The organism is Vibrio sp. 10N.261.55.C5 (genome assembly GCF_041470505.1).
GTDB classification, from domain to species: domain Bacteria; phylum Pseudomonadota; class Gammaproteobacteria; order Enterobacterales; family Vibrionaceae; genus Vibrio; species Vibrio crassostreae_C.
Window position 1 is genome coordinate 111,984 of record NZ_JBFRMS010000011.1, and the last position, 18,324, is coordinate 130,307.

An 18,324-nucleotide genomic window follows, 5' to 3' on the forward strand; every position below is an offset into this window, starting at 1 on the left:
AGTTTTGTGAGCCCTAGGTCAACAGAATCGAGAGGTGTCAGCAGATTGTCAGAGCAAATTTGTGCGTTTATGCATCAATAAGCTGTTGGATCTGATCGAGGATCTGGAAACCAAGTGTGTCTTTGCTTTCCAGTGGCAGAGACTTATCGCCGCCTTTCCAATAAAGATGCAGCTCATTGCTACTGCTATTGAAGCCTTGACCTTCGACAGAAACGTCGTTGGCGCAAATCATGTCGAGGTTCTTTCTTTCCAGTTTGCCGCGCGCGTACTTCTCAACATCTTGAGTTTCAGCTGCGAAGCCGACAGTAAATGGGCGACCTTCAGTCATTGCAGCGACAGAAGCGACGATGTCAGGGTTCTTAACCATTTGAATGGTCATGTCGTCTTTACCGTCGACCTTTTTAAGCTTTTGGTCTGCGATGGTCTCAGGGCGGTAATCAGCTACCGCGGCGCAGCTGATGAAAATATCGTGTTGAGCTGCATTGGCACTCACGGCATCAAACATCTGCTGAGCGCTGTCGACATCGATGCGATTAACCTTATTTGGTGTCGCGAGTGATACAGGGCCGCTGATTAGAGTTACTGTTGCGCCTTGTTTCGCTGCCGCTTCAGCCAGAGCATAGCCCATCTTGCCCGAGCTGTGGTTGGTAATGTAACGCACAGGGTCAATGGCTTCACGAGTTGGACCCGCCGTGATTAACACAGAGCGACCAGCAAGAGGTTTAGGTTGGAAGAAGTCTTCACAGCGGTGCACGAGCTGCATAGGCTCTAGCATGCGACCCATTCCCACATCACCACACGCTTGTTCGCCAGCCGCCGGTCCCCAAATCTCACAACCACGACGTTTTAGTGTTGCGATGTTCTCTTGAGTGGCAGGGTGGCTGTACATCTGTTGGTTCATTGCCGGAGATACCGCAACTGGCGCATCGGTTGCTAGAACCAAAGTGGTCAGTAGGTCGTTACCCATGCCAGCTGTCATGCGCGCAATCAGATCAGCGGTTGCTGGCGCTAGTAATACCAAGTCAGCCCACTTTGCGAGCTCGATGTGCCCCATGGAAGCCTCAGCAGCAGGATCAAGCAAACTATCAGACACTGGCCTTCCAGAGACGGCTTGCATGGTGAGAGGAGTGATGAACTCTTTGGCTGCATTTGTCATCACGACTTGTACTTGTGCCCCACGTTCAATTAAGCGTCGAGTCAGTTCGGCACATTTATACGCAGCGATACCACCACTAATGCCAAGTAGGATTTTTTTCCCAGCTAGGCCTTGTAGGTCAGCGTTATCCAGTTGATTAACCAATGTTTGCATGATTCTGTTCCTTAATTTCTCTGCGACTTACGATATCAGAACAAAGGATTAGTGCCTAGAAGCAGAATTAGAACAGATTTGACGCTCATCAAGTTGGTGTTATCAAACTTATCAATTACACGGTTTTGCTAGTGACTCGTTTCCTTTTATCTCTATCGAAGGATCTCAGATTACGATCTCATTAAGGTGGTGGGTCGTGTTTATGACTAGTGATTAGCTTTTATATGCCAATAGATAAAATGCCTGCCGAATCGATGCCGAGAGAAAAGTTATTGAGTCGAGGGCCTGATTCTTTGAGTGATGCGGAATTGCTCGCGATATTTCTGCGAACAGGGACACAAGGAATGAACGTGTTGGAACTTGCTGACAAGTTGATCAAAGACTTTGGCTCGCTCCGTCATCTTTTTTCAGCAACGCAGGAAGAATTTTGTGCCCATAAAGGGATGGGGCAGGCCAAGTATGTTCAATTACAGGCTGTGTTAGAGATGACACAGCGCTATCTAGCAGAGACGTTATCTCGCGGAGATGCACTCACTAGCCCTAGTCATACTAAGCTTTATCTTTCGAGCATGTTGCGTGATCGCCAGCGAGAAGCCTTCTATATATTGTTCCTCGATAACCAAAATAGGGTAATAAAGGACGAGGTGATGTTTGAAGGAACCATCGATGCCGCATCGGTTTACCCGCGGGAAGTGGTTAAACGGGCACTTCATCATAATGCGGCGGCATTAATCTTAGCTCATAACCATCCTTCAGGTGTTGCTGAGCCCAGCCAAGCGGATAGGCGGATTACACGCCGATTAACCGATGCATTAGCGCTGGTGGACATCCGAGTTCTCGACCATTTTGTCGTTGGAGATGGTGAAGTTGTCTCTTTTGCAGAGCGTGGATGGATTTGAATCACATTTTAGGTTGTTAGTTGCGTTAAATCTGCTATTATTCCGGCCACATTTTTAGACCTAAAATCAGCTCTGATTACTCAAGCAAGCTGCGCTGCACAAAAAAAGATCACGAAATCCGTAAAAAGGATCTGTTCGGGTCTTGAGCAATGCGTGTCAAGTTAGTATAATGCGCGACCTTTGATAGCCTTGTATGGATTTTCCATAACGGTTTTTACCTTCTATTTTAATTGATAGAGAGGTTCGGCCACCAAGGTTGATATCGAGCTGAAACGATTGGAGAAGACATTCATGTCCCGAGTATGCCAAGTAACTGGTAAGCGTCCAGTAACGGGTAACAACCGTTCACACGCACGCAATGCTACTAAGCGCCGTTTTCTGCCGAACCTACAAACTCATCGTTTCTGGGTAGAGAGCGAAAAACGTTTTGTTAAACTACGTCTAACTGCTAAAGGCATGCGTATCATTGATAAGAAAGGCATCGATGCTGTTCTTGTTGATATCCGTGCACGTGGCGAAAACGTTTAAGAGGAATTAAGCAATGGCTAAAGGCATTCGTGAGAAAATTCGTCTAGTATCTTCTGCAGGTACTGGTCACTTCTACACAACTGATAAGAACAAGCGTAACATGCCAGGCAAATTTGAGATCAAAAAGTTTGATCCAGTAGTTCGCCAACACGTTATGTACAAAGAAGCTAAAATCAAGTAATTGATGCTTTTTTTGCTCTTCTTCAGTAGAAGAAAGAATTGAAAAACCCAGTTTAATCGCTGGGTTTTTTTATATCTACAATTTGAGGAACTCAATTATTCTTGCTTGATATAGCCTCTGATAGATAGAAATCTGTACAACATAGAAAGTATTGCCACTTTCACGATATACTGAATGTTCAATAGGTTAGATGAGCAGAATCAGATGAGATATCGTGGACGCCGGTGGAACAACATACTCATGTTCAGTGTGATCGCTTTTATTGGCGTGTTAAACCTTCCAACATTGATCAAAGCGTACCTTATCGAGCCTGAACCGCAGGTTGATAGCCCTTATCCTTATCTCCTGAACCCAACAGCAAAGCTTCAAGCGTTGCACTTTGCTAAGTGGTCATTGGTACTCGAAGATGGTCAGTGGGGTTATCAATTGAAAGGCTCCGCCCCAGCTCAAAGCATTAGCGCTCAAGAACGTGCTCAACGCTGGCAACAGCTTGTTGGTACCGAGGTTGATTCGCCAACCTATACTGACCTAACTTCTCAGCTTACTACCCCGCATACAATAGAAGTGTGGTATCAAGACCAAGAAGAGCCGCAACGCATTACTTATTATCAGCTACCTGAGTTTTGGTTGTTAAAAAACTGGAATGATCAGTGGTTGGCGGTGTCTATTGAAGAGAGCTACCTGTTTCCAAGTCTTAGTCAAGACAACCCCTCAACATCGGACGATTAGATTATGCCTGAGTTACCCGAAGTCGAAGTAAGCCGCATGGGGATCTCGCCTCATTTAGTTGGTGAGACCATTAAAACGCTTACCTTTCGCACTCCGAAGCTGCGTTGGGATATCCCACAAGAGCTAAAAGCATTAGAAGGGCAGGTGATACGCTCTATCTCACGCCGTGCTAAATACCTATTGATTGAAACGGATACCGGCACTGCCATTGTTCACCTTGGTATGTCTGGCTCACTGCGCGTATTAGACGCGGATTTCCCAGCAGCAAAACACGATCACGTGGATCTTAAGCTCACCAATGGCAAAGTATTACGCTACAACGACCCTCGTCGCTTTGGCGCTTGGCTATGGTCAGCGCCGGATGAGATTCATCAAGTATTACTGGGATCTGGTCCTGAGCCGCTCACTGACGACTTCAACGCCTACTACATAGCTGAGAAGGCAGAGAAACGTAAAGTCGCCGTTAAGCAATTCATCATGGACAACAAGGTGGTGGTGGGTGTCGGGAATATCTACGCCAATGAAGCGCTATTTGCTTCACGTATTAGCCCTTTGCGCCCGGCAAGCAAAGTGACAAAAGCAGAGTGGGCCTTGTTGACCAAAGAGATCAAACAAGTGCTCGCCACCGCCATTAAACAAGGCGGTACTACCTTAAAAGATTTCGCACAAGCAGATGGCAAGCCCGGGTACTTTGCCCAAGAGCTGCAAGTGTATGGGAAAGCGGGTGAAAAGTGCCCTAATTGTGAAGCTCTGATTCAAGAGCTAAAAATAGGGCAGAGGAACACGTTTTTTTGCTCTAGTTGTCAGCTATAGATGTGTAGCTCTCAATACAGAGGTTGATATCACTTGAAGCTGTGTCTATAGCACTTTATCTGATAAAATTGCCGGAACTATTTTTATTATTACTTTGGAATTATGTTGTCTTCTTTTCTAAAGGCAGAGTCTATCTCTAGATCTCTGTTACTAATTCCTTACCTATGGTTAGCTATAGGTATTATTTGGATGCCTCAGGGCAACAAGCCTTTGGTAGCTTTGGTTTTGGTTGCCGCTATTGTTCATATATTTATTTATGGCTTGTTCCAGATTAAGTCCAACTTTAAAAGTAATGTTTGGCTATGGGGAACTCTATTGGCTGGGATGTTTACCTTAATAGGTTATGTTACTTATGGTGCCAGTTCTCAAGAATTGAGAGGTTTTCTTGTTACAACTGTACTATTGTGCGTACTCCCTCAAAAACAACTTCTCAATGCAAAGCTAGCTCAATATCTACTATTTAGTGCAGCTTTGGCATGTTTAGCTTTGTCATGTTGGTACTTTTTTATTTATCCGACAGAGCGAATATTTTGGCCAACTAATCCTATCCCGCTAGCAACACATCAAGGTTTAATATCTACGCTTTCAGTAGGGGCACTATTGACAAATTTTAAAGGTAAAATCACCTGGATGTTAGTTGTAAGTGCGATTATTTCCGGTTTTTCTTTGATCTTAACGCAATCTAGAGGGGTTGTTTTAGGGGTTGGGGTTCTATATATCGTAATAGGCTTAATTCTACTTTACCAAAGAAAAATAAACATAAAAATCATATTACTATCGTTAACTTTGTGTTTTGGTGCTGTTTTTCTCTCTGAAGAGGCTATTGTTGAGCGTTACGACCAGACATGGAAGGAGATCAGCAAAATTGAACAAGGTGACCTCAATTCATCAATAGGTCTCAGGTTGCAGATGTATCAAGCTGGCATTGAACTTTTTGAAAGTAGTCCTATATTAGGGCATGGGTCATTGAATCGTGAGTATATTGAAGAGAATATACCAGGGTATACACCTAGGGCTTATGGCTTTATTTCAGAAGGGCATTTACACAATAACTATATTGATAAACTAGCGCGCTCTGGAATTATAGGTTTAAGTATCTTTTTGTTCTTTATTTTCTATCCAGTATATTTGGGGCTGAGAAAGTATCCCGACTTATTTTGGTTGTTTAGCTTGCCTTCTATCCACTACGCTGTGGCCAGTTTAACAGATTCACCTTTTAGAAATGGTGATGCTCTCGTTGTATATTTAATTGTCACCGGAACTTTAGTTCATTATGCAAAAATAAAATATAAAGAGAAACTATGAAGATATTTTATTATTTAAAACATGCCTTGCTCTCTATCGCACCTCGTTTGTATTTTTCAAAACAGTTTGAAAATCTGGAAAAGTCATATTCCGGTCAAGCTGACTATATAAAAAGCAGAGTAAATTATTATGTGAAAGGGCTCGGTGACTTTGATAAGGCTAGTCTAAGCTGCGAGATTAATAATTATTCTCGAAAAGGCTACACATCTTATTTCTTTGATCTTAAAGAGTTTCTTTATTATTTTCCAAAGTACTTTCGTTTCAGCTACTACTTTGGTGATGAAACGCATATAGAGCCAGTTCCAACTTTATTTAAAGCTCGTCCGATTGATGGGAACAATAGTAACTCTGTACTATTTAAATTAGATAAGCGTCGTCATTTCCGATTCGTGGATGATAGCTTAAGTTTTTCTGATAAAAAAAATATGGCCGTATTTCGTGGTGCTGTCACTCAACCACACAGAATTCGTTTTATGCAAACCCTGTATGGTCATCCACTGATGAATGCAGGTCAATCGAATGCTTCAGAGCAACACCCAGAGTGGCAACAGCCATTCATGACAGTAGAAGAGCAGCTTCAGTACAAATTTATTATTTGCCTTGAAGGGAACGATGTTGCATCAAACTTGAAATGGGCAATGTCTTCAAACTCACTTGTCGTTACTCCAAAAATGAAGTTTGAAACGTGGTTTATGGAAGGCACTCTACAGCCAGGCATACATTATGTAGAGGTGAAGGATGACTGGTCGGATTTTGAGCAAAAAATTAAATACTATTTAGACAACCCTAAAGAGTCTGAACAGATGATCAAAAATGCGCATGAATACCTTGCTCCTTTCCAAGATGAACAACTAGAAAAATTGGTTTGCATTAAAACACTTCAAGAATATTTTAGACTATCTGGCCAAGCTACTCACGAACACGCTATTAACGAGCAAGACAAATGAAAATTCTGATTATTGGCCCGTCATGGGTTGGAGACATGGTAATGTCTCAAGGCTTATATATTGAGCTGCAGACACAGTACCCTGACGCAAAAATTGATGTTTTAGCGCCCGCATGGTGTAAGCCAATTCTGGAAAGAATGCCACAAGTCAATCAAGCTCTTGAAATGCCATTGGGACATGGACAGTTTGATCTGAAATCTCGTTATAGGATCGGTAAATCGTTGAGGGAAGTACAGTACGATAAAGCGTACGTATTACCTAACTCCGCGAAATCAGCTTTAATTCCCCTGTTTGCACGCGTTCCTGAACGAGTTGGTTGGAAAGGTGAAATGCGTTTTGGTTTGCTTAATGACGTTAGAACCAATAAAAAAGCGTTTCAATACATGTTAGAGCGATATGTAGCGTTAGCGCACCCTAAAGCTGAAATGACGGGTAGTGGTTGTTTAGGTGAATTGTCATCATTACCTTTTCCAAGCCTACAAGTTGTTGACTCCAGCCAGCAAGAAGCTATGGAGCAATTTGGTTTAAATAGTCAAAGGCCTGTCCTTGGTTTATGTCCTGGTGCTGAGTTTGGCCCTGCGAAACGTTGGCCTGATAATCACTTTGCAACAGCTGCGACAGCGATGATAAAGCAAGGCTACCAAGTGTGGTTGTTTGGCTCGGCTAAAGATCGTGAAGTAACCCAAAAGATAATCGAACAAGTCCCTGTTGATATGCATCAGCATTGCTTCAATTTAGCTGGAGATACGAGCTTAATTCAGGCTGTAGACTTGATTGGGGCTTGTCGTACTGTCGTTAGCAATGATTCTGGGCTGATGCATGTGGCCGCCGCTGTGGGCTGTAATGTCGTGGCTGTTTATGGCTCTAGTTCACCTAAATATACGCCTCCGCTAACCAACAAACTGGCAATCATCAATACTGATATTGAGTGCCGACCTTGCTTTGAACGAACTTGTCCCAAGCAGCATCTAAAGTGCCTAACTGAGTTAATGCCGAGTAGAGTCATTAGTGCTATTGAGCAGTTTGATGTTATTTCCCAAGGCAAAATATAAATAAGGTCGTTATATGAGCATCGTCGTTCGTTGGGCCTATACCGCGCTACTTTTCCTTATTAGCCCTATTCTGCTTTGGGGCCTATATCGCTCCAAAGCAAACAAACCGCCTTTTGGTCATCGCTGGAAAGAGCATTTCGGATTTACACCGCCTATTAAGAATAGACAATCGGGTGTGATTTGGATTCATGCCGTTTCAGTAGGGGAAGTGCTGGCGAGTAAGAAGTTAGTTGAACAACTGGCGATACAAAACCCAGATAAAAGAATACTGATCACTACAACAACGAGTACAGGCGCTGAACAGGTAGAAAAGATGAGCGGTTCGATTAGCCACCGTTATATGCCTATTGATTTCAGTTGGTGTGTTCAACGTTTTATCAACCGAATTCAGCCAGACAACATGCTCATTATTGAAACGGAATTATGGCCGAACACCATTAACACCGTTGCTAAAAATGATATTCCGATGATATTAGTCAATGGACGATTATCAGAAAAATCAGCCAGTAATTATCAAAAAATGAGTTCGTTAATTTATCCGACAATTTCTAAGTTAAGTTTAATATTGACGGTACACTCTGATGATAAATCTCGATTTGAGTTACTAGGTGCGCCGAGCGAAAAAGTCATTGTCACAGGGTCAATTAAGTACGATGTGTCGATTGATAATAATATAATCGCACAAGGCGAGTATCTTAAAGATATTTTGGGGCAGGGTAGGCAGATTGTTGTCGCCGCGAGCACTCATGCGGGCGAAGATGAACAAATATTTAGAGCTTACCAGCAAGCCAAAAGAGAACTGCCAGAATTGCTGTTAGTGATAGTGCCTCGTCATCCTGAACGGTTTGATTCAGTTGCTGAATTGGCCAAAAACCAAGATTTACTGTTAGTACGTCGAACCGAAGTTGTTGACGACGTACCGCTTGATGTCGATGTCTACTTAGGAGATACGATGGGAGAGCTTATGGTTATGCTTTCTGCAAGCGATCTTGTTTTTATGGGAGGAAGCCTACTTGGAAAGAAAGTAGGAGGGCATAACTTCATCGAACCTGCGCTGCTTCAAAAATACTGCTTAACAGGGCCTAGCTATTTCAATTTTGCAGACCTGGCGAATCAATTGATCGACTCGAGCGCACTGTCTGTTGTAGCCGATGAGAATGAGCTTGCTTTACAAATGATCAGTGCATTATCCAAGCCTAAAGAGTTAATTGAAAAAGGACGAATAGGCTATGGTATAGTTCAACAGAATCAAGGTGCGTTACAACAAACACTCCAATTGATACATCATTCAGCCACCAATAATCAGTCAACCAATATTGAGACATCACCATGATCAAAACTTTTGTTATTCATGTAAGCAAAGGCTACGAAGAACGTAGAAAACATATAGATAAGCACCTGCCAGAAGTGGGCATCACTGATTACGAATATATGTTAGCTGGTGATATCGATGATCTATCTGATGACGTTAGAAATGGTTTTTTTGACGATTCACTGAGGCTCCCTGAGAAGTCTTGCTTTTATAAGCACTACTTAGTGATGAAAAAAGTCGTAGAAGAACAAATTCCACAAGTATTAGTGTTAGAAGATGATGCTTTTTTAAATAGCGATTTTATTGAGCAACTAGAAGCTTTCCAAAGCGAGCTTGCTGGTGAAGAAAAGTATCTTGTAAATATTGAAGAGGCGTCGAGCTTAGTACCTGCATCAGTAAGAGTACCAAATCAACATCTGTACTTGTGTAAAACGAACAAGCTTACTGGTGGTTTGCTTTATGACCTTAGTTTTGCTCGCGCAATGGTAGAGCATATGGAAAACAATATAACCGACGCACCTATTGATGGTTATATTGGTAATGAACGAACGACATTAGAGTACAATATTTTTTGGACACACCCACCTTTGGTTCGTCAGGGTAGTAAAACCGGTGCATTTGATAGTGAGTTGAGTGGTAGAACCTCAGGGCTTTATGCGACGGTTAGAAGTTGGTTTAAAGAGGGATACCGAACTCATGTTCGAAGCCATGTCAGCAGCAAGCACAAAGCACTTTTTAAAAATATTACGAAGTACTAAATTATGAAATCAGAATTGGCTAGAAAACACTTAACATTTGTCATTTATGGCAATGATAGAACTTACTATCAAGGCGCAAGATTTTGCATTTTGTCTTTTTTAGCCAATTGGGTTGAGGCAAATGGAACTAGGCCTGAAATTTCTGTTCTAGCAGAAGAGCCTGAGCACTTCGCTAATATGCCAATTAAAGTGTTTCCGATATCGCCAGCTCAAAAGGCTGAATGGAGTCTAGACAATACTTATCACTTCAGAATCAAGAACCGCGGCTTAAAATATCTTTGTGATAATTTAGAGTTGAGTCCTGAAGATAAACTGCTTTTTTTAGATACAGATACGTACTTTAACGTGCCAACAAATGTCTATTTCGACTCTATATCGGATAAAAACGCGTTACTGTTTTGCTCAGAAGTGAACATCAATACTTTGCCAAGCACTAATGAATACGCACATATCAGAGATAGAGATATAAAGCTTATGGATGGCAGTATCTACCGCACCAATCCAGACTCAGTTATGTGGGCATCGGCAGTCATCGGTATCACCGGGAAACACACATCAGCTTTTGATTATGCCGATGTGTTGATTCAAGCGTTGCGTCAAGAAGGGTGTGAGGCACACACTCTAGAACAGTTTGCGTTATCTGAAGCGCTCTCTACACAGGTGAATATTGAACCAGCGAAAGCTTGGCTCAATCATTATTCAACGAGTGGACGAAAAGACTGGGCGAGAACGGTGTTGGAACAGTTCTTTGAAGAACATGGAGTTAAACCATTTGAAGAGCAAATACGCTTAGCTAAAGAAGTGTCCTTCAAGCGCCCTCTTGCTGAAGTGATTCGAGGGCATATCTATAAAAAGAAAAAGAAACTTCGTAAGTTATTTGGTTTGAAAGAAGAATAAATCATAGGCTCTCAAGGGTACTCATTTTGTACCCTTGTTCAATTTGTGAAAAATCAAAGTGCTGAGCATCAATCTTTCCTAACCGAACTTCTTTTTCGAATGAGCGCTCGAGTCGCTTTAGATTACTCACTTTCCAGTTGCTGCCTGTCTGCGTTAAGCATTTATCAAAATCGATAATCCAAACCTTACCTGCTTTATCTACGAGAATGTTATGGATATTGAGGTCGGTATGATTGACCCCGGCATCGTGCATTTTTCGAATTTGATGACCAATATCGTTGAAATGGGAATCGGATAGTTTTTTGTTTGATAGTATCTTTACTAAGTCTTCTGCGTCGGAAATCTTTTCAATTAAAATATCGGCTTTGTAAACGAGCCCTTCTTGCGAAACTTTCGCAGCAACGGGTGTCGGGACATTAACTTTATGTGTGGCTAGAAGCTCAAGTAACATTAGCTCTTGGTATGCTCGTGAGTTCTCTAATCCAGTAAATAAATAGCTGTCTCTAACTAGCTTTCCAAACAAGCCGCCGCGATGATAATGTCGAAGAGCGAAATTGCTTTTTTCTCCCTTAACAAACCATGTTGTTCCTCTACCTTGAGCGTGCCCCAGTATTGCTTGATTCGCCTTCCAATAATCCACAGAAAAAGCCAATTCAACGTCTTCGGTGAGTAATTTAGGATTATACCAGTACGTTGTTTTATGGATTTGCTTTGTTGTAAACATGAATCACTGTCTCGTATTGGGGAGTTTATGGCATACTTGGTAGAACAGTATATCAAACGCCGAACAGATTAATGAACGATTCATGTAGTTACCAAAAAATATTAGTTGTTGCCACTCATTGCATTGGTGATAGTTTGTTGATCTCTGCTTTTACCCATAGTCTGAGAAAAGCGTTTCCGACCGCAACAATAGATGTTTTAGTTAATGCTAGAGGGGAGATGGTTTTTGGTACCAATCCAGACGTTGACTCTTTAGTTGAAATTCCGCCAAGAGCATCCGTTAAGGACTATTACCGGATTTTAAAAACGCATGGTCGATATGATTTAGTCGTCAATGAAATGCTTAATGATAGAACAGCTATCTATAGTTTTATCTTTGGTAAGAAAAGACTTGGTGCAATTGATGAATCGCTTTCTGGCGCCTGGGTTAAAAAGTTAATTTATACTCATTACATTAAAGAACAGCATCGCTTTGAGCATAAAATGAGTCGCGTTGCTCGTATGCTGGATACCATAGATGTTAATTGTATTGCACGGCTAGTCTCTCCCGAAGAGTTATTACCTTCAGTGGTTCAAAATAGATTGCCATCAAACTACATTGTTGTGCATGCGCCATCCTCCAACGAAATTAAGCAGTGGCCAGTCTCGTATTGGGTTGAAGTCATCAATCGTCTGATATCTGCAGGTTATAATATTGTCTTATCTGGCGCTAAATTAGAACGAGACGAGACCATTGTTGAACAAATCATTAGCCAAGTTCCTGAATCGAATCAACTGGTCAGTGTTTTGGGGGAATTATCATTAGCTCAAACCTCTGTATTAATAAAACACAGTGATGGTTTTGTTGGACCTGATAGTGGCCCTGGTCACCTCGCATCAGGTTACTCTATCCCAATTGTATCTATTATTAGCGTGGCGCCAGCAAGCATGTGGTCACCTTGGCCTTATGAAGAGCCAATTGATGTAACGAACAATTTATACAGCAATGGTGTTAGCTCCCAAAGAGTCGCCAATATTAGACTTGTGCAATCTGAACGTAACTGCGTCCCTTGTTATAAAAACAGATGTCAAATTAGCGATGATGTCTATTCGCCATGCCTTCAAGATATCAAGCCAGATAACGTTGTTTCTGCTGTCCTAGAAATGATGCCATTGGAACCGATCAATGAATAACGTTCTTTCTGCTCCCAAATCTATTTGTATTCTGCGTTTATCTGCCATTGGTGACGTTTGTCATGCTCTTTCTGTAGTGCAACTTATTCAAGCTACCTATCCAGAATGTCAGATCACGTGGGTGATGGGAAAAATCGAAGCTCAATTACTTGGTGATATACCTGGAATTCAAGTTGTCGTGTTTGATAAAAAACGCGGCCTAAAAGGAATGAAAGAAGTATGGAGAGCTCTGCGTTCAACTCGGTTTGATTATTTACTGCATATGCAAGTTGCACTAAGAGCCAGCCTGTTAACGATAGGGATAAAGGCAAAAGTAAAACTTGGCTTTAGTTGGACACGTGCCAAAGAGGGGCAGTGGCTCTTTACCAATCGCAAGCTGCCAAAAACGGACGCATCTCATGTGTTAGATAATTTCTCTGAATTTGCTTACTTTTTGGGATGTCCCAAGCAGATGCCGACATGGGATCTTGCTTTGTCTGATGAAGACCAAAAACTATCGATGGAGCTTGCGCATGAGCCGTATATTGTTATTAGCCCTGCTGCGAGTAAAGATGAGAGAAACTGGTTAGTTGAGCGCTATGCCGCTGTCGCCGATCACGCTTATCAGTTAGGCTTTAAAGTGGTTTTTTGTGGTGCTCCAACGGATAGAGAGCGCAATTTAACCGACAATATATCTCAGCACATGACATCACCTAGTATTAACTTAGTTGGCTCAACCTCGTTAAAGCAGCTTACCGCAGTGATTGGTCAATCCAGTGTTGTGATCGCTCCTGATTCAGGGCCTGCACACATTGCGACCACTCAAGGTGTCCCCGTCATTGGCTTGTATGCGCACAGTAACCCAATGCGAACAGGGCCTTACCATAGTTTAGACAATGTGGTTTCTGTGTATGAACAGATTGCTGAAGAGCAACACGGTAAAGCGGTTGACGAGCTTCCATGGGGAACCCGAGTAAAAGGAAAAGATCTTATGGCTCTTATTTCTACAAAATCGGTGATTGAGCAGCTAGACCGTGTATTAGGCCGATTGAAAAACAAGAAAACATCCAGTGAATAAAGGAATGTCATGAAAATAGCAATATACCCAGGTACTTTTGATCCAGTGACTAACGGCCATTATGACTTAATTAAACGTGCCGCATGTATGTTTGAAAAACTTGTCATTGGTGTCGCAGAGAGCCCAAGTAAAGCCACCTTATTTAGCTTAGATGAGCGTGTGGCCTTATTGCGAGAAACTTGCGATGAATTACCTAATGTTTCCGTCGAAGGTTTTAGCGGTTTACTGGTTGATTTCGCGACCGAGCAAAATGCCTCAATTTTGGTGCGTGGCTTAAGAACAACAATGGACTTTGAGTATGAGTTTGGTTTGACGACAATGTATCGTCGATTAAAACCAGAACTAGAGAGCCTGTTTTTGACACCTTCAGAAGAGTTTGCTTTTTTATCATCAACATTGGTTCGTGAAGTCGCTATTCATGGTGGAGAAATAGAGCAATTTGTTCCAGAGTGTGTTCATCAAGCAGTTGTCGCTAAAGTAAAAGCTTCTAAAAATTAAGTGATTATGAATATTCTAATGTATACAAGAGCCACGTTACCTGTGGTGAATTACGGTGGAACCGAACGAGTCATTTGGGACTTAGTTTATGCTTTGCATCTTGCCGGGCACCGAGTAACTCTGCTCGCTGGCAAAGGCACAAAGTGTGATTGGGCGAGAGTCATAGAGTATCAACCGAATGTACCAGTGCAAAGTCAGCTTCCAAATGATATTGATGTTGTGCATTTCCACTCTGATTTAGAGCCTATCTCTTATCCCTACATTTTAACGCAGCATGGTAATTCAGACCTCCCTATTGACCCGAATACCGTCTTTGTTTCATCTCAGCATGCAAAAAATCATGGTGCACAGGCTTATGTTTACAATGGCTTGAATTGGGATAATTACCAAAAGCCTAACTTTAACTTGAAACGAGAGCGTTTCCATTTTCTTGGGAAAGCGGCGTGGCGAGTTAAAAATGTTCAAGGTGCTATTGATATTACCAAGAAAGCTGGCCAGCAGCTTGATGTGTTGGGCGGCCATCGATTGAACCTAAAAATGGGTTTCAGGTTAACGTTAGATCGTCATGTTCGTTTTTTAGGGATGGTGGACGATACAACGAAATCTCAGATCATGACTCAGTCAAAAGGTCTGATATTCCCCGTGACTTGGCATGAACCGTTTGGCTTAGCGATTACAGAGAGTTTGTATTTTGGTTGTCCAGTATTTGGTACACCCTATGGTTCACTGCCGGAATTAGTTTCTAGTGAGGTAGGTCTTTTATCGAGCTGTGAACAAGAGCTCGTAGAAGGGATCTTAAATTCTGACACCTATGATTCAGCTCGTTGTAATGAATACGCGAGAGATCAATTCAATGCCAATGTCATGGCTGCAGCGTATGTTAGTTATTACGAGAAGGTAGTTGAAGGTAGTAAAGCCAATAGTGCATTAGGAAGTATTGTCGAGTCTTTTAAAAGGTTGCCTTATGAACGATAAATTGAAACCGAAACTGGTTTTTGTAGGCTATAAGCAACAGTATGAAAAACTAGAAATTGACGTCCTATCGTCTGATTATGAAAAGCATCATATTTTTCTAAGCAAGTGGTTAGTGAAATTGATTTCCTTTTTATTTTTCTATAGTAAAAAACACTATCATGAGGCTTATGGAGCGATCATAAGACGAAAAATAGAGGCGCTAAATGGCTTCGATGTCATATTCACCACCGATTCTCTGAGAGATATAAAGTCGATATCAAAGATTGATGGGAGGAAGGTGATTGTTTTTAGAAATGTCACAGACGGAAGCCTGAACCCTCACCTAAAAGATTTTGAAACATATACTTTTGATGAAGGTGATGCAGCAAAGTATGACTTTAAGCATATTTACCTACCTATGCCTCAACTAAAAATCATCGATGAGATAGAAAAATCATCTGATTTCGATGTTTCTTTTGTCGGCGTGGATAAAGGAAGAAAAGAAAAGGTTCAGAAAATAAAAGGTGCATTAGATGGTTTTAAGTGCAATTTTATTGTTTTTGACAAGAAACCGTCTTATTCCTATGTTGAATACCTAACCGTGATGCTCAATACCAAATGTGTATTGGAAATGGTTCTTGATGGACAGACGTCTGATACAATGAGGGTTAAAGAGGCGTTGTACGCTAGAAAGAAAGTTATAACGAATAATACGAGTCTTTATAATCACCCTTTATACTCAAAAGATAACTTTCTTATATTTGACTCTCTAAATGAACTTACTGGTAATATTGAAGGCTTTATTTCTAGCGAGTTTGACGAATCAGTTTTGATTAAGCTTGAAGATTACACTGTTGATGGTTTTTATCACAAGCTACTAACGGACAATGGTGAATGACTATTAAATATTTAAAATTGTTGATTAGTTAGAAACTTCTAACTAATCAATCGAGTCTATATGCCTACGTGTAGGTTTATACCCATATGTAGGTTAATAACCCACATATGGGTCTTGTCCATCCCTGCGTGTTTTTAACAACTTTAAAATCCACATGTACTGCTCAGGTTTCGGATTAACAAAACCTTCAACGACTTCATTCATTGCTCTAGCGTCTTGATGTTCATCGCCGGATAACTCAATGGGTGCTTTGATTTCAATTTCGTATTTACCCGTCTCAATATTATAGCTGGCAAAGGTTGGAACGATCTTCGCTCGGCTTACTTTTGCTAGTTTTCCAAGTCCGGGCAAGGTTGCTTTTTCAGTCGCAAAGAAGTCTGAGAATACACTTTGCTCTGGGCCATGGTCTTGATCTGGCAGGTAATATCCCAAGTAGCCATCTTTGACTGATTTGATAAAAGGCTTAATGCCGCCACTGCGATCATAAACTCGCCCGCCATACTGAACTCTTTGCTTGTGCATGAGCCAATCGGTCAGAGGGTTTTTCTGGCTATTTGCCATCGCAGAAACGGGTAAGCCTCTTGAAGCTAAAAGGATTGCCGGAATGTCGATGCACCAAGAGTGAGGTACGAGCAAAATAGCACTTTGATTGTCTTGCTGTAGCTGCTGTAAGTGTTCTAATCCAATGATTTCTGAGTGCCTTTCAAGCCAGCGTTTACTGCGTAATGATATGGCAGGAAAACCAAGTAAAAAGGCGCCAGCAGTTGTTAGGCAATTGGTTAGAATGGTTTCACGCTCTTGAACAGACTTTTCTGGAAAACAAAGCGCGAGGTTTATACGTGCCTTTTGTACTGAGCCACGTTGCTTCTTCGCCATTTTTGTCGCCACGAATTTTGCTATGGCTACTCGAATCGAGTTTGGCAGCAAAGAAATGGGCAGACATAGGCATAGCCCGAGCCAAGTTCCCCAGTGTTTTGGTGATAAAAACGCACTGATGAATTTAGGATTGTATGCTTTAGGATCGTAGTCGTCGCGTTGAGTTGTCACTGTAAACCTTTAACTGGCGATATATATTAAACAAGCTAACAGTGTTCCGTTAGCTTGTTTTCGGGAGAGTGTAATCTAGCGATTAACTGACTGCATGTACTCGCTGACACCTTCAGCAACCGACTTAAATTGAACATCGCAACCGGCATCGCGCAGCTTAGTTAAATCTGCTTGAGTAAATTCTTGGTAAGCGCCTTTCAAATGCTCAGGGAATGGGATGGTTTCAATCTCTCCCTTACCGTGATGTTTAATCACCGCTTTTGCGATCTCTTCAAATGATTCGGCATTGCCTGTACCTAGGTTGAAGATACCTGATACGCCATTTTTTAAGAACCACAGGTTTACGGCCGCAACATCACCAACATACACAAAATCACGCTTGAAGGTTTCGCTTCCTGCGAATAATTTCGGGTTTTCACCGGCGTTCATTTGATTGTTTAGGTGGAATGCGACAGAGGCCATGCTGCCTTTGTGCTGTTCACGTGGACCGTAGACATTGAAGTATCGAAAACCAGTGATTTGAGAAAGCGTTTCGTTGTGTGCGGCTGCATCTGCAGTTAAGCGACGCACATAGTTATCAAATTGCTGTTTTGAATAGCCGTATACGTTCAGCGCGCCTTCGTACTGCGGCTCTTCGATAAAGGTATCGGTTTCACCATAAGTGGCAGCAGAAGAAGCATACAAGAAGGGTATCTCACGCTCGATACAGTAATGCAGTAACTCTTTAGAGTATTCATAGTTGTTGAGCATCATGTATTTGCCATCCCACTCGGTGGTTGCTGAGCATGCACCTTCATGGAAAACAGCCTCAATGTGACCGAAATCATCGCCAGCCATAACTTGAGTTAGAAAGTCATCACGATCCATGTAATCGGTGATATCTAGGTCAACCAGGTTCTTAAATTTTTTGCCATCTTTTAAGTTGTCGACAACTAGAATATCGTTGTGACCTGCTTCATTGAGCGCCTTAACAATATTGCTGCCAATCATGCCTGCACCACCAGTTACGATAATCATATTTCTTCCTACTTTTTTGAATACAAACTCACACGATTATAGCAAGGAACAAACGAAGCGAGCTAGTGGAATAATTCTTTAATTCTAGTGTGATATGATTGTGTTAATCTAGTCATTATTACCTACTCAAAATGCGATCTTATCGGTCTTAGTATGAAAGATTCTACGTCTTTTGTTTGAAGGCCGGCTTACGCGTGACATGAGAGTTGTTTGGTCGCAATTGATTC

Annotated in this window: 20 protein-coding genes; 16 read left to right on the top strand and 4 right to left on the bottom strand. The window is 41.8% G+C overall.

What is annotated here, in order from left to right:
- Positions 1-67 precede the first annotated feature (67 nt).
- Positions 68-1,309, bottom strand: a complete 1,242-nt coding sequence (gene coaBC, locus AB4263_RS04085) for a bifunctional phosphopantothenoylcysteine decarboxylase/phosphopantothenate--cysteine ligase CoaBC (protein ID WP_372097576.1) — start codon at positions 1,307-1,309, stop codon at positions 68-70.
- Positions 1,310-1,533: 224 nt separating this feature from the next.
- Between coaBC and radC the strand changes: the two genes are divergently transcribed.
- The 11 genes from radC to AB4263_RS04140 all read left to right on the top strand — a co-directional run bounded on the left by radC (position 1,534) and on the right by AB4263_RS04140 (position 10,730).
- A complete protein-coding gene (radC, locus tag AB4263_RS04090; RefSeq protein ID WP_048607667.1) occupies positions 1,534-2,208 on the top strand; it encodes a DNA repair protein RadC in 675 nt (224 codons plus the stop codon).
- A 291-nt stretch (positions 2,209-2,499) separates the two neighbouring features.
- Positions 2,500-2,736 (top strand): 50S ribosomal protein L28, encoded by a 237-nt coding sequence (gene rpmB, locus AB4263_RS04095; protein ID WP_004728407.1) that lies wholly within the window; start codon positions 2,500-2,502, stop codon positions 2,734-2,736.
- A gap of 13 nt (positions 2,737-2,749) precedes the next feature.
- A complete protein-coding gene (rpmG, locus tag AB4263_RS04100; RefSeq protein WP_002535344.1) occupies positions 2,750-2,917 on the top strand; it encodes a 50S ribosomal protein L33 in 168 nt (55 codons plus the stop codon).
- A 204-nt stretch (positions 2,918-3,121) separates the two neighbouring features.
- Complete coding sequence (locus tag AB4263_RS04105; protein WP_372097578.1) at positions 3,122-3,646, top strand: hypothetical protein; 525 nt, start codon at positions 3,122-3,124, stop codon at positions 3,644-3,646.
- 3 nt (positions 3,647-3,649) lie between these two features.
- Positions 3,650-4,459: a bifunctional DNA-formamidopyrimidine glycosylase/DNA-(apurinic or apyrimidinic site) lyase gene (gene mutM, locus AB4263_RS04110; protein ID WP_372097580.1), complete on the top strand. Its 810-nt coding sequence runs from the start codon at positions 3,650-3,652 to the stop codon at positions 4,457-4,459.
- Positions 4,460-4,648: 189 nt separating this feature from the next.
- Positions 4,649-5,764: an O-antigen ligase family protein gene (locus AB4263_RS04115; protein ID WP_372097582.1), complete on the top strand. Its 1,116-nt coding sequence runs from the start codon at positions 4,649-4,651 to the stop codon at positions 5,762-5,764.
- Positions 5,761-6,711: a glycosyl transferase family 90 gene (locus AB4263_RS04120; protein ID WP_102394581.1), complete on the top strand. Its 951-nt coding sequence runs from the start codon at positions 5,761-5,763 to the stop codon at positions 6,709-6,711. Before AB4263_RS04115 ends, AB4263_RS04120 begins: the two co-directional genes overlap by 4 nt.
- On the top strand, positions 6,708-7,763 hold the full coding sequence (waaF, locus tag AB4263_RS04125) for a lipopolysaccharide heptosyltransferase II (protein WP_372097584.1): 1,056 nt from the start codon (positions 6,708-6,710) through the stop codon (positions 7,761-7,763). The genes AB4263_RS04120 and waaF overlap by 4 nt, the downstream gene beginning before the upstream one ends.
- A gap of 13 nt (positions 7,764-7,776) precedes the next feature.
- Complete coding sequence (waaA, locus tag AB4263_RS04130) at positions 7,777-9,096, top strand: lipid IV(A) 3-deoxy-D-manno-octulosonic acid transferase (protein WP_372097586.1); 1,320 nt, start codon at positions 7,777-7,779, stop codon at positions 9,094-9,096.
- Positions 9,093-9,833 carry a glycosyltransferase family 25 protein gene (locus AB4263_RS04135; protein WP_102394578.1) on the top strand — a complete coding sequence of 247 codons (741 nt, stop codon included), beginning with the start codon at positions 9,093-9,095 and terminating at the stop codon, positions 9,831-9,833. The genes waaA and AB4263_RS04135 overlap by 4 nt, the downstream gene beginning before the upstream one ends.
- A gap of 3 nt (positions 9,834-9,836) precedes the next feature.
- Positions 9,837-10,730 (top strand): hypothetical protein, encoded by an 894-nt coding sequence (locus AB4263_RS04140; protein WP_102248995.1) that lies wholly within the window; start codon positions 9,837-9,839, stop codon positions 10,728-10,730.
- A 1-nt stretch (position 10,731) separates the two neighbouring features.
- Here the strand turns inward: AB4263_RS04140 and AB4263_RS04145 are convergent, their stop codons facing one another.
- Entirely contained in the window at positions 10,732-11,454 is a 723-nt protein-coding gene (locus tag AB4263_RS04145; protein ID WP_017097384.1) for a 3-deoxy-D-manno-octulosonic acid kinase, read from the bottom strand.
- A gap of 71 nt (positions 11,455-11,525) precedes the next feature.
- Here AB4263_RS04145 and AB4263_RS04150 point away from each other — a divergent pair, with 71 nt between their 5' ends.
- The 5 genes from AB4263_RS04150 to AB4263_RS04170 are packed head-to-tail and all read left to right on the top strand — an operon-like array spanning position 11,526 to position 16,033.
- Entirely contained in the window at positions 11,526-12,626 is a 1,101-nt protein-coding gene (locus tag AB4263_RS04150; RefSeq protein ID WP_372097589.1) for a glycosyltransferase family 9 protein, read from the top strand.
- Positions 12,619-13,683 carry a glycosyltransferase family 9 protein gene (locus tag AB4263_RS04155; RefSeq protein ID WP_102394574.1) on the top strand — a complete coding sequence of 355 codons (1,065 nt, stop codon included), beginning with the start codon at positions 12,619-12,621 and terminating at the stop codon, positions 13,681-13,683. The genes AB4263_RS04150 and AB4263_RS04155 overlap by 8 nt, the downstream gene beginning before the upstream one ends.
- 9 nt (positions 13,684-13,692) lie before the next feature.
- The gene (gene coaD / locus AB4263_RS04160) at positions 13,693-14,181 is read left to right on the top strand and encodes a pantetheine-phosphate adenylyltransferase (RefSeq protein ID WP_102394573.1); all 489 of its coding nucleotides are present in this window, start codon (positions 13,693-13,695) and stop codon (positions 14,179-14,181) included.
- An 18-nt stretch (positions 14,182-14,199) separates the two neighbouring features.
- The gene (locus tag AB4263_RS04165; RefSeq protein ID WP_372097591.1) at positions 14,200-15,156 is read left to right on the top strand and encodes a glycosyltransferase; all 957 of its coding nucleotides are present in this window, start codon (positions 14,200-14,202) and stop codon (positions 15,154-15,156) included.
- Entirely contained in the window at positions 15,146-16,033 is an 888-nt protein-coding gene (locus tag AB4263_RS04170; protein WP_372097593.1) for a lipopolysaccharide biosynthesis protein, read from the top strand. The genes AB4263_RS04165 and AB4263_RS04170 overlap by 11 nt, the downstream gene beginning before the upstream one ends.
- Positions 16,034-16,126: 93 nt before the next feature.
- On the opposite strand, the gene lpxM is transcribed toward AB4263_RS04170, so the two are convergent.
- Together lpxM and rfaD are read right to left on the bottom strand one after the other, a co-directional pair.
- Positions 16,127-17,080, bottom strand: coding sequence for a lauroyl-Kdo(2)-lipid IV(A) myristoyltransferase (gene lpxM / locus AB4263_RS04175; protein ID WP_372097595.1), 954 nt, complete (start codon positions 17,078-17,080; stop codon positions 16,127-16,129).
- A 75-nt stretch (positions 17,081-17,155) separates the two neighbouring features.
- On the bottom strand, positions 17,156-18,097 hold the full coding sequence (gene rfaD / locus AB4263_RS04180) for an ADP-glyceromanno-heptose 6-epimerase (protein WP_372097597.1): 942 nt from the start codon (positions 18,095-18,097) through the stop codon (positions 17,156-17,158).
- Positions 18,098-18,324 lie beyond the last annotated feature (227 nt).

Bases quoted from the DNA above. Each gene is read 5' to 3' on its own strand.
- coaBC (WP_372097576.1), bottom strand. From the start codon at position 1,309: ATGCAAACATTGGTTAATCAACTGGATAACGCTGACCTACAAGGCCTA.
- radC (WP_048607667.1), top strand. From the start codon at position 1,534: ATGCCAATAGATAAAATGCCTGCCGAATCGATGCCGAGAGAAAAGTTA.
- rpmB (WP_004728407.1), top strand. From the start codon at position 2,500: ATGTCCCGAGTATGCCAAGTAACTGGTAAGCGTCCAGTAACGGGTAAC.
- rpmG (WP_002535344.1), top strand. From the start codon at position 2,750: ATGGCTAAAGGCATTCGTGAGAAAATTCGTCTAGTATCTTCTGCAGGT.
- AB4263_RS04105 (WP_372097578.1), top strand. From the start codon at position 3,122: ATGAGATATCGTGGACGCCGGTGGAACAACATACTCATGTTCAGTGTG.
- mutM (WP_372097580.1), top strand. From the start codon at position 3,650: ATGCCTGAGTTACCCGAAGTCGAAGTAAGCCGCATGGGGATCTCGCCT.
- AB4263_RS04115 (WP_372097582.1), top strand. From the start codon at position 4,649: ATGCCTCAGGGCAACAAGCCTTTGGTAGCTTTGGTTTTGGTTGCCGCT.
- AB4263_RS04120 (WP_102394581.1), top strand. From the start codon at position 5,761: ATGAAGATATTTTATTATTTAAAACATGCCTTGCTCTCTATCGCACCT.
- waaF (WP_372097584.1), top strand. From the start codon at position 6,708: ATGAAAATTCTGATTATTGGCCCGTCATGGGTTGGAGACATGGTAATG.
- waaA (WP_372097586.1), top strand. From the start codon at position 7,777: ATGAGCATCGTCGTTCGTTGGGCCTATACCGCGCTACTTTTCCTTATT.
- AB4263_RS04135 (WP_102394578.1), top strand. From the start codon at position 9,093: ATGATCAAAACTTTTGTTATTCATGTAAGCAAAGGCTACGAAGAACGT.
- AB4263_RS04140 (WP_102248995.1), top strand. From the start codon at position 9,837: ATGAAATCAGAATTGGCTAGAAAACACTTAACATTTGTCATTTATGGC.
- AB4263_RS04145 (WP_017097384.1), bottom strand. From the start codon at position 11,454: ATGTTTACAACAAAGCAAATCCATAAAACAACGTACTGGTATAATCCT.
- AB4263_RS04150 (WP_372097589.1), top strand. From the start codon at position 11,526: ATGAACGATTCATGTAGTTACCAAAAAATATTAGTTGTTGCCACTCAT.
- AB4263_RS04155 (WP_102394574.1), top strand. From the start codon at position 12,619: ATGAATAACGTTCTTTCTGCTCCCAAATCTATTTGTATTCTGCGTTTA.
- coaD (WP_102394573.1), top strand. From the start codon at position 13,693: ATGAAAATAGCAATATACCCAGGTACTTTTGATCCAGTGACTAACGGC.
- AB4263_RS04165 (WP_372097591.1), top strand. From the start codon at position 14,200: ATGTATACAAGAGCCACGTTACCTGTGGTGAATTACGGTGGAACCGAA.
- AB4263_RS04170 (WP_372097593.1), top strand. From the start codon at position 15,146: ATGAACGATAAATTGAAACCGAAACTGGTTTTTGTAGGCTATAAGCAA.
- rfaD (WP_372097597.1), bottom strand. From the start codon at position 18,097: ATGATTATCGTAACTGGTGGTGCAGGCATGATTGGCAGCAATATTGTT.